The sequence below is a fragment of the Pseudomonas sediminis genome, assembly GCF_002741105.1.
Taxonomy (GTDB): domain Bacteria; phylum Pseudomonadota; class Gammaproteobacteria; order Pseudomonadales; family Pseudomonadaceae; genus Aquipseudomonas; species Aquipseudomonas sediminis.
This window is the reverse complement of sequence record NZ_NIQU01000002.1, coordinates 244143-257865: the sequence shown is the minus strand read 5'-3', so window position 1 is coordinate 257865 and position 13723 is coordinate 244143. Positions and strand designations below refer to the sequence as shown.

Below are 13723 nucleotides of genomic sequence, written 5' to 3'. Positions count from 1 at the left end.
GGGCGTTCAGGCAGGGCCCCGTTTCAGTCGGTCGAATTGAGTTCCGCGAGCAGGTCACCGAAGGCGGCGTCGTCGAGATCGGCAAGGGGGAAATCTGCCGCCGTCCGCGGCGCCTTGCTGTCCTCTGGGGCGGCGGCACACGCCGCTGGCGCGTTGTCTTCGGCGGTGCCACGGGTGGCGACCTGGGCCATGCGCTCGATGGTCTCGCTCTCGAATATCTGCTTGGCGCTGAGGCGGATGCCTTGCTGGTTGGCACGCGAGACGATCTGCAGGCTGAGGATGGAGTCGCCACCGATCTGGAAGAAGTTGTCCTGTACGCCGATGCGCTCGCGCTTGAGTACCTGCTGGCAGATCTCGGTCAGTGCGACCTCCATGTCGTTACGCGGTGCCACGTAGGCTGCATTGGCGGCAACCAGGTGATCAGGGTCGGGCAGAGCGTTGAGGTCGAGCTTGCCGTTGGGCGTGTGTGGCAGGGCCGGCAGGTGGATGAAGGCGGCAGGTACCATGTAGCTCGGAAGGCGATCGTGCAGGAAACTGTTCAGCGCCTGAGCGTCGGGGGCGTAGCCATGGCGGTCGGTGAAATAGGCGATCAGGCGGGCACTACCTTCGTGAACCTGGGCGATAACCACGGCTTCGCGTACCTCGGAATGGCTCTGCAGCGCGCGTTCGATTTCGCCCCGTTCGACTCGGTGGCCGCGGATCTTGATCTGTTGGTCGCGGCGACCGAGGAAGTCCAGGCGACCGTCGACGCGACGTCGGGCGAGGTCGCCGGTGCGGTACAGCCGCTGGCCTGCCGCGATGTGCGGGTAACGCACGAAGGCGCTGGCGGTCTGCTCGGGTAGGCCCAGGTAGCCGCTGGTCAGGGTCAGGCCGCCGAGGTGGATCTCGCCGGGCTCGCCAATGGCGGCCAGCTGGCCATGTTCGTTCAGCAGGCACAGCAGCATGCCGGGAATGGGGCGACCGATACTGATCATGCTGTCGTCGGACGTGGTATCGCTGAGCACGTCGGCAGTGGCCCAGACGGTAGCTTCGGTCGGCCCGTATTCGTTGACCAACTGCGCTTGCGCCGTTTTGTTGCGGTGCTTGGCGAGTACGCGCGGCGTGCAGGGCTCACCGGCCACGATCCAGGTACGCAGGTGGGCGAGGGTGCTGGCGTTGCAGTAGTCGAGCAAGGTTTCGTAGAGCGAAGGTAGCGACAGGCTGTGACTGACGCGATGACGCTCGATCAGGCCTGCGAGCACCTCTAGATCCAGCTCCTCGCCGTTGGCCGGCAGCACCAGTAGCCCGCCTTGGCACAGTGTCCAGTAGATGCCCGCCACGGAGCTGTCGAAAGACAACGACGAGAGCAGCAGGTAGGCCTGCACCGGCTCGGGGTAGAAGGCCATACGAACCTGGGTCGAACGACTCAGGGCGGCGTGGCTGATCGGCACGCCTTTGGGTTGCCCGGAAGACCCTGATGTGTAGATCAGGTAGGCGGTCTGCTCGCCTGCGATATCTGGCAGAGGCGTTTCATCAGCGTTGGCTGCTGCGTGGACGGTCTCTATCGGCAGGGTGGCTACTGTCGTGTCGATGCCTGCCTGCAGATCTTCGGTGGTGAGCAGCAGGCGTGCCGCGCTGTTGTCGATCATGTAGCTCAGACGTTCGGCTGGATAGGCCGGGTCGAGAGGCACATAGGCCGCGCCGGCTCGCAGTGCCGCCAGCATGGCGACGATGGCCTGGCGCCCGCGCTGCATGAGGATGCCGACCACATCGCCGGTTTGAATGCCCTCGGTACGCAAGCGTCGAGCCAGTGCATCGACCTGTGTCATCAACTCGCCATAGCGAGTCATGCCGTTGGCATCGACCAGCGCTGGCGCATCGGGATTGGTCCGGGCACGTTCCTCGATCAGCGTGAGTACGCTGGCATCACGCACAACCGCGTGTACGCTGCTGGTCTGTAGGCCTTGCTCCTGGTGCGGGCCGAACAGTGGAATGGCGCCGAGAGCCGACTCACCCGTCCCCAGGCCTTGCAGCAGGCAGGCCCATTGCTCTTCCAGGTAGGTGATGGCCGTAGAGTCGAAGCGTGTCCGGTCGTAGGCCAGGTGCAGTTCCAGCTTGCCATTGCCGTTTGCATGGCACTCCATGCCCAGTGCGAACGGTGATTGCAAACCGCTCGCTGCGGTTGGTGTACCCAGCTCTTTTGCCAGATCGAGTTCGCGCCAGGCGAAATACAGAGGGCAGTTCTGTTCGCTGTTGTAATGATCGCGCCAGCCGATGGCCTGGCGCAGTGGCGCGAGTAGATTGGCGATCTGAGGCGTGAGCGCTGTTTGCAGGTCGACTTCAATGTGTACTGGCAAGCGCTGTTCGAACAGGCCCAGTGCTTGCTCAAGACCTTCACCGCGACCATCGTCCTGCCAGCCAAGCTGGATTCGTTGCTGGCCGCTCAGCCGCGCTATCAGCACAGACCAGGCAGCGAAGAGCCATTCATCGAGCTTCGCTCCGGCCCGTGTGGCCAATGCTTCGAGGTCAGCACGCGAGGGCAAACCGGAAAGCCGATGCAGCGCTGCTTCGCACGGTGTGTCGCCACTCGCTGTTTGTAGCGCGTTTAGCGCGAGGGGAGCGTTTTCCGCCTGTGTCTGTTGCCAGAAGCGTGCAGCCTGACCATCGCTCTCATCTTCCAGCAGGCCGTTCTTCCACTCCGCGTAATCGACATACTGCAGGCGTTCCGGGGCCGTTGCGCCCAGCAGTTCGGCTGCGATCAAGGTCAGGCTGGCAAGATCCAGGGCATTGGGGGCACCTTCCAGGCAGAGCAGCCAGCGCTCTTGCCCGACGCGCGCGTAGCGCACGGACAGCACGCTGCCTGATCCCAATATGTCGTTGGCCAGCGCATCACGGCGGGCGGTTTCGTCATCACGCCAGTCTTCGGCGACGAAGGTGACACGTGGCTGCTCCTCGATGACCTGGATCGGCAAAGCCATACCCGGCATGGCATGCAAGGTGGTACTGAGGATTTCCTCGCGTTGGGCCAGGGCATGCAGGCGCGCCTCGATATCGGAGGGTGACGGCGCCAGCGTTACATCGATAACCAGCCGGCTAGCGGCGTCGTTCGTGGTTCCGGACTGGGTCGCGCGCCAGGCTCGTGCCTGTTGTGGAGAGATACGAAAACCTGTCAGAGCCGACATGGCATTTCCTCGTGAGCGAAAGTGAGAAGAGACGTATCAGAGCTGTACGTCGCTGCCAGCGGTGGCTTCGGCCATGCCGGTGTAGATCTTGCGGGGGCCGCTGTAAGGCTCGCGGCCATGCACAGAGAGCATGTTGTCGAGCATCAGCACATCGCCACGCTGCCAGCGGAATTTCACCAGTGAATCCAGATAAGCGGCGCGCAGGGTCTCGAGCACGTTCTGCTCGATGGGGCTGCCGTCGCCATAGAAGGTGTTGGTGGGCAGATCCATCGCTGAGAAACCTGCGCCGAGCGAGTCACGAATGGCGACAGGCAGGGTCGTCACATGGAAGAAGGTGCCATGGTTGAACCAGACCTCCTCGCCGGTACGAGGGTGGCGTGCCAGCGCGGAGCCCACTTGGCGTGTGCGCAGGCGATTGCCGTCCTTCCACTCCACCTCGATGCCGACCGAAGCGCAGTAGGCTTCTACCTCGGCGCGGTCGTCGGTCTGGAATACCGATTGCCAGGGCAGGCCAAAGCCATCGCCATAGTTGCGCACGTACAGAATCTTCTTGCGTCGGAACGTTTCGATGATCTGTTCAGGGATCAGGGATTTGACTCGTCGTACCGAGCCGATGGGCGTTTCACCGCCTGTTTCCGAGGCTAGGTGGCAATAGAAGAACAGACGCAGTGGAAAGCGTGGGGAGTAGGAGTGCTCGTTGTGCGGGAAAATTACCTGATCGGCCGGGTAGTCGGTCGAGGTGTAGATATTGCCGCCGACCCGGGTACGGGGCGAGGCACGAAACATGTATTCAAGGGCCCCGGAAGACAGCGAGCCGATGACGGCATTGAAACGCTCGACGGACTGAACGTCGAAACCACGGAACAGAATGGCGCCATGCTCCAGTAATTTCTGCTCAAGCTTGTCGCTATTCTGTGCAGCCCACTGCACCAGGTCGACACCCGGCAAATTCGGTTCGACCAGCCAGGGCAGCTCCCAGCCTGGTTCAAAGAGGCGCTCGCTGACGATGTTCTGCTGGGAGACCACGATGGGTTTTCGTCGGGCGGCCCCGGCGACGGGGCGATTGCCGGAGGGCGGAATGGCGGTCATGCGGGCTCCTGGTCGCTATAGACTGATGGCGCGGCGTTGGGTGTTGCCCAGGCGTGCGCGTCCTTGGTCGTGATGCGCGTGCTGTTGCTGCTGCAGGTAGGTGTCGTCCCAGCCCCGCAGTCGCGCGCGCAGCTCGCTGATCGATCGCTCCAGAAGGTCGTCGACCTGGTCCAGCAGGGACTGCCAGAAACTGGCGAAGCGCTCGATCTCGTCGGCGCTGAACAAGCGTCGGTCGTACTCCAGTGTGGCTTCGATGCTTGTGTTGCGATGCATCAGATCGAGCACCAGATCGAAGCCGGCCAGATCCTGGATCACCTGGGTGTGGACGAGGCGAGCTTCTCCGAGTCCATCGATGCTGAAGCGATCACGCTGGTAGTTGAACTTGGCCTGGAACAGTGGCGAGCGATCCGTCTTGCGCTGTGGTGCTAACTGCGACACCAGCAGATCAAAGGGCAACTGGCGATGTGCGTGGGCCTCGCGGATGGTCTGGCGGGTCCGTGCCAACAGCTCGCCGAGGCTCAGTTCGTCATCTAGCTCGCACTTGAGGGTGAGCTGGTTGACGAAGAAGCCGAAGATGTCCTGCAGCGCCGGCAGGTCGCGACCATGCACATCGGTGCCAATGAGGAAGCGGTGCTGGCCGCTGAGGTAGTGCAGCCATGCCTGGAACAGCCCGGTCAGGGTCACAAATAGCGGTAGGCGTAGGCGGCGCGATGTCTGCTTGAGTCGCTCGACCCTGGCGGCAGGGATGACGAAGGCGTACCGACCACCCAGCGCTGGCCCTTCGCTGCGCACACGGCGGGCGAACTCCAGCTGCAGCGGCATGCCGGCCAGGTGGTCACGCCAGAAGGCGATTTCGCTCTCGATTCGCTGGGGTGTGATGTAGAGAGGTTCCCAGGCGGCGAAATCGGCGTACTGCAAGCTGCCAGGAACTGGTGCGCCAGGTTCCTGGGTTGTGTAGTAATGCGCCAAATCCTGCAGGAGGATTTCCCCCGAGCGACCGTCGAAGGCGATGTGGTGAATGACGATGATTAGCTCCTGCGCAGCGACGTCGAGATCGAGCAGGCAGGCTCGCATCATCGGGCCGTTCTCCAGGTCGAAAGGGGTGTTCTGCTGCGTGTGCAGCAGGCCCTGCAGGGCGTGGTTGCGATCCTCGGTGCTCAGACCTTTGAGATCATGCTGCTCCAGGGTGATGGACTGGCGCTCGGCCTGACATTGTTCCGGGCCGGACTGTGCCGTGCGGTAGCAGGCGCGCAGCACCGGGTGGCGTGGGCACAGTGCATCGAGCGCATGTTTCAGGCGTTCGGCCTGCAAGGCCGGGCCTTGCAGCACCATGCGCACCAGGATGTTGTGTTGGGCGCGCCCTGGCTCCAACTGATGCAGGAACCACAGGCGGCTCTGGGCGAATGACTGGCGTACGCAGCGTGCATCGGCCTCGCTCAGAGGGCGTAGCGCAGGGATGGGGTTATCCATATTCATCACTAGGCCATCGCCACGATGACCTTGCGGTCACCGCTGAACGGATTGCGGCCATGGGCGACCAGGAGGTTGTCGAGCATCAGCACGTCGCCGGCCTGCCAGGGGAAAGCCACGCAGGTCTCGGCATAGACAGCGCGAATGGCATCCAGAGTGGCGTCCGGGATTGGCGTGCCGTCGCCGAAATAGACATTGCGCGGCAACTGCTCTTCGCCGACGGCGTCGATCAGCGTCTGGCGCAGATTCTGTTCCATGGCGGAAATGTGGAAAAGGTGGGCCTGGTTGAACCACACCCACTCCTGGCTGACAGGGTGGCGGACGGCCGCTTGGCATAGCTGGCGAGTGCTCAGGTCGCCGTCTTCCGACCAGTTCCAGTCGATGCCCTGAGACTGGCAGTACTGCTCGACCTTGACCCGGTCATCGGTGTTGAACACCTGCTGCCAGGGCAGGTCGAGGGCGCTGCTGTAGTTGCGTACATAGAGCAAGCCCTTGGCGATGAACTCTTCGCGGATGGCCGGATCGATCGCCTGGTACACCTGGCGACTGTCGGCGATTGGGGTTTCCCCGCCGGTCTGGCTCGGTGTCATGCAGTGGAACCAGATGCGCGATGGCCACTGGCGCGTATAGGACTGCTCGTTATGCAGGGGAATGCTCTGGTGCGCCGGGTATTCGGTCGAGCTGTAGACGCCGGCGAACACCTTGCTGCGCGGCGTGGAGCCGAACTCGTAGGTGCCCAGGGGCATGCCGAAACTGGCCGCGAAGCGCTTGAAGTCCAATGGTGTCGGCACCTTGAAGTTGCGCAGCAATACGCCGCCTGTCGTGCTCAAGGCTTCGATGGCAAGAGCGCGCAATGACTCGCTCAGGGTATGGATCGACTGGCCTTCCTGGCTGGCAATCAAGAGGGGGAGCGGATGGTCGTCCAGCAGTGAGGTGACCATGCAGCCATCCTGCACGCGGGACGGACGAAAAGCTTCGGCCGCGAGTACGTCGGCAAGCTGATTCATATGCGGGCGATCCTTACGGTAAAGCGCGGTGGTTCTGCCGGGTGCAGGGATAGAGCAGGGCCGAGCGATTGCTCGAGGCTCCTGGCCGAGCGCTGCCCGGCTATGGCAGAGCACTCGATGAGTAGAGCAGTGTGAGCTGGGCTTCCGTGTAGACGAAGGACCAAAGTCCATCCCTCCATTCAAGAGGTTTATGTCGGGAGTGATGCGGCAATGCAGCATCGGCTTCCTGCATGACTGCTCTACTTGCAAGAAGATTTCAAATGATAATCACTATCGTAAAGATTGCAAATATTCTTGCAGTCGATAATATTTCGCACCTGTGAGCTTCTGGCTTCTGCCGCCGAAGCTTGGGGAGGAGTAGGAAGCGGCCGTGCGTTCGCTTCGAAAATAAGCACAGGCGAAGGAGCCGAGGGGCAAATGAGCAATTTCAAGAAGAACACGTTGGCGCTGGCTGTAGCGTCCGGTCTGATGGCTGCGACTCCGCTGCTGGCAGCCGAAGAGGCCAAGAAAGAGGAAGCTCTGCAGCTCAAGGAAGTGGTCATCACGGGGGAGAAGATCCAGCGCAGCCAGGACAAAACGCTGTCCAGCGTTGCGGTGGTGACCAGTGAAGACATACGCATCCATGGCGACCAGGATCTTCAGGGGGTGCTGGATCGTACGCCGGGCGTTTACGCTCAGTCGGGGAACGAGAACTGGGGTATTCGCGGTATTCCGGTGAGTGGGTTCGATGACCAGGGGCCCGCTGCGATGAACGGTGCCGTGTCCGTCTATGTCGACGATGCACTGCAGGTCAATCGTCTGCTCACTCACAATCCAATGCAGCTGTGGGACATGGAACAGGTGGAAATTTACCGTGGCGCCCAGTCGACCACCCAGGGACGTAACTCTCTGGCAGGTGCCATCATCATGAAGAGCAAGGATCCGACTTTCGATCCCGAGTTCTCGGTGAGAAGCAACGCAGGCAAGTATGGTGAGCGTGGGGCGTCGGCCATGGCCAACGGCTCTTTGGTCGATGGCATCATCGCCGGGCGCTTGGCTGTCGATTACCAGACGTCTGACGGCTATATCGAGAACGAATTCCTGGACATGGACGCCAACCAGCTGCGCTCGTCCAATATTCGAGGCAAGTTCCTTATTCTGCCGTCCGACGACATGGACGTGCTGCTGACCTTCAGCCGTACCAAGCAGCGCAGTGGCCTTAATGCCACGGCCGCATCCAACGGCAAGCCCGATTACTACAGCATTTACGAGAACACCGAGACCTACAACACGCTCAACCAGAACACCGCCACCGCCAAAGTCGATTATCGTTTGGACGACTTCTGGACTCTGACCAGCGTCACCTCTGGCACCTGGTCCAAGTACGACTCCATTCTCGACTTCGACCGCTTGACGAGCGTGACTCAGACATCTCCCCGCCATCATGAACAGACTTTGGGTAGCCAGGAGCTACGCATGGGTTATGCGTCAGATCGGCTCGATGGTGTAGTTGGCGTATACCTGGGTCGTTCAAAAGGCGAGATCGACGATCAGTTGGTCAACAACGGGACGGTGTTGTTGAATCAGAAGGGGGAGACCAAAATCAACAGCCACGCGTTGTTCGGTGAACTCAATTGGGAGTTCGTGGACGACTGGCAATTGATCACTGGCCTGCGCTGGGATCATGAAAAGAACAACACCAAGATCAATTACCCCATCGATGTGCTGAGCCTCGCAACCGACCCTTCGGTTGATCGTGATCTCAGTTCCAGCGTGTTGCTACCGAAAATCGGTATCAGCCATGACCTGACCGATAATCAGGTGCTTGGACTGACCTGGCAGCGCGGCTATCGCAGTGGTGGTGTGAACATTCGCAGCCGCTCTCGCCACGATAGCTACGATCCTGAGTTCACCAGTACCTATGAGCTGGCCTGGCGTGGCAACTGGCTGGACCGCCGTCTGCGTACCACGGCCAACCTCTACCACACCACGTGGAAGGACCAGCAGGTGTCGTTCCGCAATATTGCCGATGGCACCACCCAAGTAGCCAACGCGGCCAAGAGCCGGATGGTGGGTCTGGAGTTCTCCGCCGAGTATCTGGTGACATCGCAACTGCTGGTCAATGCTGGGTTCGCCTACAACGATACCAAGTACAAGTCGTTCGTCCGCGATGGCGTGGATCTCAGTGGTTACGAATTCGTCTATGCGCCAAAACAGATGGCCAACCTGGGAGCCAACTACACCTTCAACAACGGTCTGATGATAGGTGGAAATGTCGTTTATCAGGGGCGGAGCATCTCCAACTTCGATGCCAATGGCGCACGTGAAATCACCAAGGTACGCCGCAATGACAGCGTGACCTTGGTAAACCTGAACGCTGAGCTGCCTATTGGCAACCTGACCCTCAGCGGTTATGTGCACAACCTCTTCGATGAGGAATACATCACCAACAACCAGAGCGACGACCTGCTCGATGTCGGTGCGCCAATGACCCTGGGCGTAGCTGCTCGTTACGACTTCTAAAGGAAGTAAGAGCAGGTAGGGAGGGCGGCGACAAAGGTGTCGCCGCCTACGACTTATTCAAGGTTCGTTGTCTCGTTCCTTTCGAAGTTTTCGAAGGGCTGCCGTCAGAGAACGCACTACTTGTGTGAAGCGAGGAGGCCATCATGAGCGTGATTACCCCGACAACGAACATTCCTCTCGAACTAAGGCATCGCCATACTGGGCTAAGCCAGCGCTACTGCCTCGACAGCACGCCATTGCTGCAACGGCAAACACAGCGCGAGTCCAATGCGCGCAGCTATCCGCGGCGCATACCGCTGGAGTTGAAGCGGGCACAGGGTGTTTACGTCGAGGATTCGCGAGGGCAGGTCTACATCGATTGCCTGGCGGGTGCCGGTACGCTGGCGCTCGGGCACAATCATCCGGTGGTGATCGAGGCGATCCAGCGAACCCTGGCATCGGGCATCCCGTTGCACACCCTCGATCTGAGCACCTCGATCAAGGATGCCTTCGTGCAGACCCTGTTCGATCTGCTGCCTAGTGAGTTCGCCAAGGACGCGCGTATCCAGTTTTGCGGCCCGACCGGGGCGGATGCCGTGGAGGCGGCGCTCAAGCTGTCGCGCACGGCAACCGGGCGGCAGAGCGTGCTGGCGTTCCATGGTGCTTACCATGGTATGACCCTTGGCACGCTCTCGATCAGTGGCAATCTTGGACCGAAGAGCGCGTTGGGCGGGTTGCTGTCCGGTGTGCAGTTCCTGCCATATCCACATGAATACCGCTGTCCGTTCGGGTTGTCCGGCGAGCAATCGATCGATGCCAACCTGCATTACATTCGCCATCTGCTCAGCGACCCGGAAAGTGGTGTGACCCAGCCAGCCGCGATGATCCTGGAAACGGTGCAGGGCGAGGGCGGCGTGATTCCCGCGCCGGATCGCTGGTTGCAGGGGCTGCGGGCTATCACCCGTGAGCATGGCATTCCGCTGATTCTCGACGAGATTCAGTGCGGCATCGGCCGTACCGGTGATCTTTTCGCCTTCGAGCGCAGTTCGATCAGCCCAGATGTCATCACGCTGTCGAAAGCCATCGGCGGCGGTTTGCCGCTCTCAGTGGTGGTCTATCGTGGCGAGCTCGATCAATGGCAGCCGGGCGCCCATGCTGGCACCTTCCGTGGTAACCAGTTGGCCATGGCCGCTGGTGATGCCACCTTGCGCTTCATTCAGCGCGAAGGCATCACCGATCACGTGCGTAACGTCGGTACTCGGTTGCAAGGTGTACTGCAGGGGCTGCAAGCCGAGTTCGATTGGGTGGGTGATGTACGAGGCCGTGGCCTGATGCTGGGTATGGAAATCGTCGACCCGTCCCGCAATGACGGTGCTGGTCGTCCCGTAGCTGATGGTGAACGGGCGCGCAAACTGCAGCGTGCCTGTCTGGAGCGCGGGTTGATCGTCGAGCTGGGCGGGCGCCACGGGGCGACCGTCAGGTTCCTGCCACCGCTGATCATCAGCGAGGCCGAGATCGACCTCGTCGGGCAGATTCTCTACCAGGCCGCCCAGTCCGTTCAGGGGTTCGCTCTGGCAGCGCAGCAGTGAGCTGCATACGACAAGTTTGAGCTCTTGCTCCGTGTGATAGAAAGAAGGCTTGCGCATCGCACAAGCCTTCTTTTGTTTCAGCCCTGGTGTTCTTCTTTCGCCATGCAGGCAGCCGCCGTGAACAGCACGTCGGTAGAAGAGTTCAGCGCGGTTTCCGCCGAGTCCTGAACGATGCCGATGATGAAACCGATGGCGACGATCTGCATGGCCACCTCATTAGGTATACCGAACAGGCTGCAGGCCAGCGGGATCAGCAGCAGCGAGCCGCCAGCCACGCCCGAGGCGCCGCAGGCACTGATCGAGGCCAGTACGCTGAGCAGCAGGGCGGTGGGCAGGTCGACGGGGATCTCCAGGGTGTGCACGGCCGCCAGGGTCAGGACGGTGATGGTAATTGCTGCGCCGGCCATGTTGATGGTGGCACCAAGTGGAATGGAGACGGAGTAGGTTTCTTCGTGCAGGTTCAGGTCCTTGCACAGTTGCAGGTTGACCGGGATGTTGGCGGCCGAACTGCGGGTGAAGAAAGCGGTGATCGCACTGCCACGCAGGCAGGTCAGCACCAGCGGGTAGGGATTGCGACGAATCTTCCAGTACACCAGCACCGGGTTCATGACCAGGGCCACCAGCAGCATGCAGCCGACCAGCACCACCAGCAGATGCAGGTAGCCCAGCAGGGCGTCGAAGCCGGATTCGGCCAGGGTCGCTGCGACCAGGCCGAAGATGCCCAGCGGCGCCAGGCGGATCACCAGCTTGACGATGGCGGTGACAGCATTGGACAGGTCGCCGAGCAGTTGTTTGCTGCTGGTACTGGCATGGCGGAAGGCAAAACCGAGGCCGATGGCCCAGGCCAGAATGCCGATGAAGTTGCCCTTCAACAGAGCATTGACGGGGTTGTCGACCGCGTTCATCAGCAGGGTCTTGAGCACCTCGCCAATGCCGCCGGGCGGTGTCAATTCTGCGGCCTGGCTGCTCAGCACCAGCGAGGAGGGGAAGGCGAAGCTGGCCACTACCGCGACTAGTGCGGCGCTGAAGGTACCGATCAGGTACATCATCAGGATCGGACGGATGTGGGTCTGCTGGCCTTGCTGATGGTTGGCGATGGACGACATCACCAGGATGAGTACCAGCACCGGAGCCACCGCTTTCAGCGCCGAGACGAAAACGTTGCCGATGAAGCCAACCGACAGGGCGGTCTGCGGAACGATGACGGCAAGGGCGATACCTGCGAGCAGGCCGATGATGATCTGCGTCACCAGGCTGGTGCGGTTGAGGAGCTGCAAGGCAGGGTGGATGGCTTGGGACATCGCGTGGTTCTCTGGTTGCTGAGCACGGCGCAGGTGGCGCTGAGCCTGGATCGAGAGGGCTTCCAGCACCGCCTCGGGAGGTGGGCCGAAAAAATAGCGCGCGACTCTAGCACAGCCTCGCCGGGCTTCGGTCCAGGCGCCAGGCAACTGGGCGACAGGGTGCAAGCCGGTGTCGCATCTCGGTAAGCTTCGCCTGCTTGAAATATCGAACGACTGATGCGTATTTTGTACGCTGCGCCGCCATAGAGCGGTATTTGCGTCATTCAAGGACAACAGATTATGAGCACTGCCAGCCGCTGCGACCTGGAAACCCTGCTGCAGGGTATCGACGAGATCGATTGCGTAACCCCCGACCTCAATGGCGTCCCCCGTGGCAAGGTGATGACCGCGGCCGGTTTTCTCGAGGGGCGACGTTTGCAGCTCGCTCGCGGTGTACTGTTGCAATGCATCATGGGTGGTTATCCGCCGGCACGCTTCTACGGCGGTGACGATGGTGATCTGGCGCTCAATGCCGAACCTCACCAGATCCACCGTCTGCCCTGGAGCGAGTCGCCGCGCGCGCTGGCCATCTGCGACGCGGACGAACTGGACGGGCGCAGCTCTGGCCTGTCCACTCGTGGCCTGCTCAAAGGGGTATTGGCGCGTTACGCCGAGCATGGCTGGCAGCCGGTGGTGGCGACCGAACTGGAGTTCTTCGTGTTTGCCGCCAACCCTGATCCGCAGCAGCCATTCCAGCCGCCGGTGGGCTTGGATGGTCGTCGCGAGGACGGCGGCTCGGCGTTCAGTGTCAGTTCCGGTAATGGCCTGCGGCCGTTCTTTGCCGAGGTCTATCGCTGCATGGAGGCGCTGGGGCTGCCGCGCGACACCTTCATGCACGAGATGGGTGTCAGTCAGTTCGAGATCAACCTGTTGCATGGCGACGCGTTGCAGTTGGCCGATCAGACCTTCCTGTTCAAGCACCTGCTCAAGGAGGTCGGCTTCAAGCATGGCCTGTCCGTGGTCTGCATGGCCAAGCCGCTGGCGCACACGCCGGGCAGCTCCATGCATATTCATCAGAGCGTGGTGGAGCAGGGTAGCGGCCGCAATATCTTCACTGCTGACAATGGTGAGGCCACGCCAGCCTTCTACCACTTCATTGGCGGTCAACAGGCGGCGATGGCCGATTTCATCCTGCTTTTCGCGCCGCACGTGAATTCCTACCAGCGCCTGTGCCACCCCTATGCATCGCCGAACAATGCCTGCTGGTCGGCCGACAATCGCGCGGCGGGACTGCGTATCCCTGCCAGTGTCCCCGTTGCACGACGCGTGGAAAATCGCCTGCCAGGGGCTGATGCCAACCCTTATCTGGCTTTGGCCGCCAGCCTGGCCGCTGGTCTGCATGGTCTTGAGCGTGAACTGCAACCGAGCGCGCCGATCCAAGGCGAGTTCGAGGTGCCAGAAGAATTGGCGCTACCCTGTACCATGCACGCCGCTATCGAGCGTCTGAAACGCAGCGAGCTGGCTATAGAACTGTTCGGTGCTGAATTCATCGAAGGTTACATCGCCAGCAAGACTCTGGAGCTGACCAGCTTCTACGATGAAATTACGCCCTGGGAGCGCCGTGTTCTCGCCGCACAGGCCTGACG

Annotated in this window: 8 protein-coding genes; 3 read left to right on the top strand and 5 right to left on the bottom strand. The window is 61.2% G+C overall.

The window, feature by feature from the left end:
- Window positions 1–23: 23 nt before the first annotated feature.
- From CDO35_RS06755 to CDO35_RS06740, 4 genes are read right to left on the bottom strand one after another with little or no spacing between them, the layout of a single operon-like run.
- On the bottom strand, window positions 24–3161 hold the full coding sequence (locus CDO35_RS06755) for a non-ribosomal peptide synthetase (RefSeq protein WP_099523175.1): 3138 nt from the start codon (window positions 3159–3161) through the stop codon (window positions 24–26).
- 36 nt (window positions 3162–3197) lie between these two features.
- The gene (locus tag CDO35_RS06750; RefSeq protein WP_099523174.1) at window positions 3198–4250 is read right to left on the bottom strand and encodes a TauD/TfdA family dioxygenase; all 1053 of its coding nucleotides are present in this window, start codon (window positions 4248–4250) and stop codon (window positions 3198–3200) included.
- A 15-nt stretch (window positions 4251–4265) separates the two neighbouring features.
- Complete coding sequence (locus tag CDO35_RS06745) at window positions 4266–5720, bottom strand: condensation domain-containing protein (protein ID WP_158233721.1); 1455 nt, start codon at window positions 5718–5720, stop codon at window positions 4266–4268.
- Between the two features lie 8 nt (window positions 5721–5728).
- Window positions 5729–6727, bottom strand: coding sequence for a TauD/TfdA family dioxygenase (locus CDO35_RS06740; RefSeq protein ID WP_425048529.1), 999 nt, complete (start codon window positions 6725–6727; stop codon window positions 5729–5731).
- A gap of 417 nt (window positions 6728–7144) precedes the next feature.
- Here CDO35_RS06740 and CDO35_RS06735 point away from each other — a divergent pair, with 417 nt between their 5' ends.
- Together CDO35_RS06735 and CDO35_RS06730 are read left to right on the top strand one after the other, a co-directional pair.
- Window positions 7145–9229 (top strand): TonB-dependent receptor, encoded by a 2085-nt coding sequence (locus CDO35_RS06735; protein ID WP_099523172.1) that lies wholly within the window; start codon window positions 7145–7147, stop codon window positions 9227–9229.
- A gap of 143 nt (window positions 9230–9372) precedes the next feature.
- Window positions 9373–10797 carry a diaminobutyrate--2-oxoglutarate transaminase gene (locus CDO35_RS06730; RefSeq protein ID WP_099523171.1) on the top strand — a complete coding sequence of 475 codons (1425 nt, stop codon included), beginning with the start codon at window positions 9373–9375 and terminating at the stop codon, window positions 10795–10797.
- Window positions 10798–10874: 77 nt separating this feature from the next.
- Here the strand turns inward: CDO35_RS06730 and sstT are convergent, their stop codons facing one another.
- Complete coding sequence (gene sstT, locus CDO35_RS06725) at window positions 10875–12098, bottom strand: serine/threonine transporter SstT (RefSeq protein ID WP_099523616.1); 1224 nt, start codon at window positions 12096–12098, stop codon at window positions 10875–10877.
- Between the two features lie 381 nt (window positions 12099–12479).
- On the opposite strand from sstT, the gene CDO35_RS06720 reads away from it, so the two are divergent.
- Window positions 12480–13721: a glutamine synthetase family protein gene (locus tag CDO35_RS06720; RefSeq protein WP_166432392.1), complete on the top strand. Its 1242-nt coding sequence runs from the start codon at window positions 12480–12482 to the stop codon at window positions 13719–13721.
- Window positions 13722–13723 lie beyond the last annotated feature (2 nt).

Excerpts from the sequence above, each read along its gene's own strand:
- CDO35_RS06755 (WP_099523175.1), bottom strand. The coding sequence starts at position 3,161 with ATGTCGGCTCTGACAGGTTTTCGTATCTCTCCACAACAGGCACGAGCC.
- CDO35_RS06750 (WP_099523174.1), bottom strand. The coding sequence starts at position 4,250 with ATGACCGCCATTCCGCCCTCCGGCAATCGCCCCGTCGCCGGGGCCGCC.
- CDO35_RS06745 (WP_158233721.1), bottom strand. The coding sequence starts at position 5,720 with ATGGATAACCCCATCCCTGCGCTACGCCCTCTGAGCGAGGCCGATGCA.
- CDO35_RS06740 (WP_425048529.1), bottom strand. The coding sequence starts at position 6,727 with ATGAATCAGCTTGCCGACGTACTCGCGGCCGAAGCTTTTCGTCCGTCC.
- CDO35_RS06735 (WP_099523172.1), top strand. The coding sequence starts at position 7,145 with ATGAGCAATTTCAAGAAGAACACGTTGGCGCTGGCTGTAGCGTCCGGT.
- CDO35_RS06730 (WP_099523171.1), top strand. The coding sequence starts at position 9,373 with ATGAGCGTGATTACCCCGACAACGAACATTCCTCTCGAACTAAGGCAT.
- sstT (WP_099523616.1), bottom strand. The coding sequence starts at position 12,098 with ATGTCCCAAGCCATCCACCCTGCCTTGCAGCTCCTCAACCGCACCAGC.
- CDO35_RS06720 (WP_166432392.1), top strand. The coding sequence starts at position 12,480 with ATGACCGCGGCCGGTTTTCTCGAGGGGCGACGTTTGCAGCTCGCTCGC.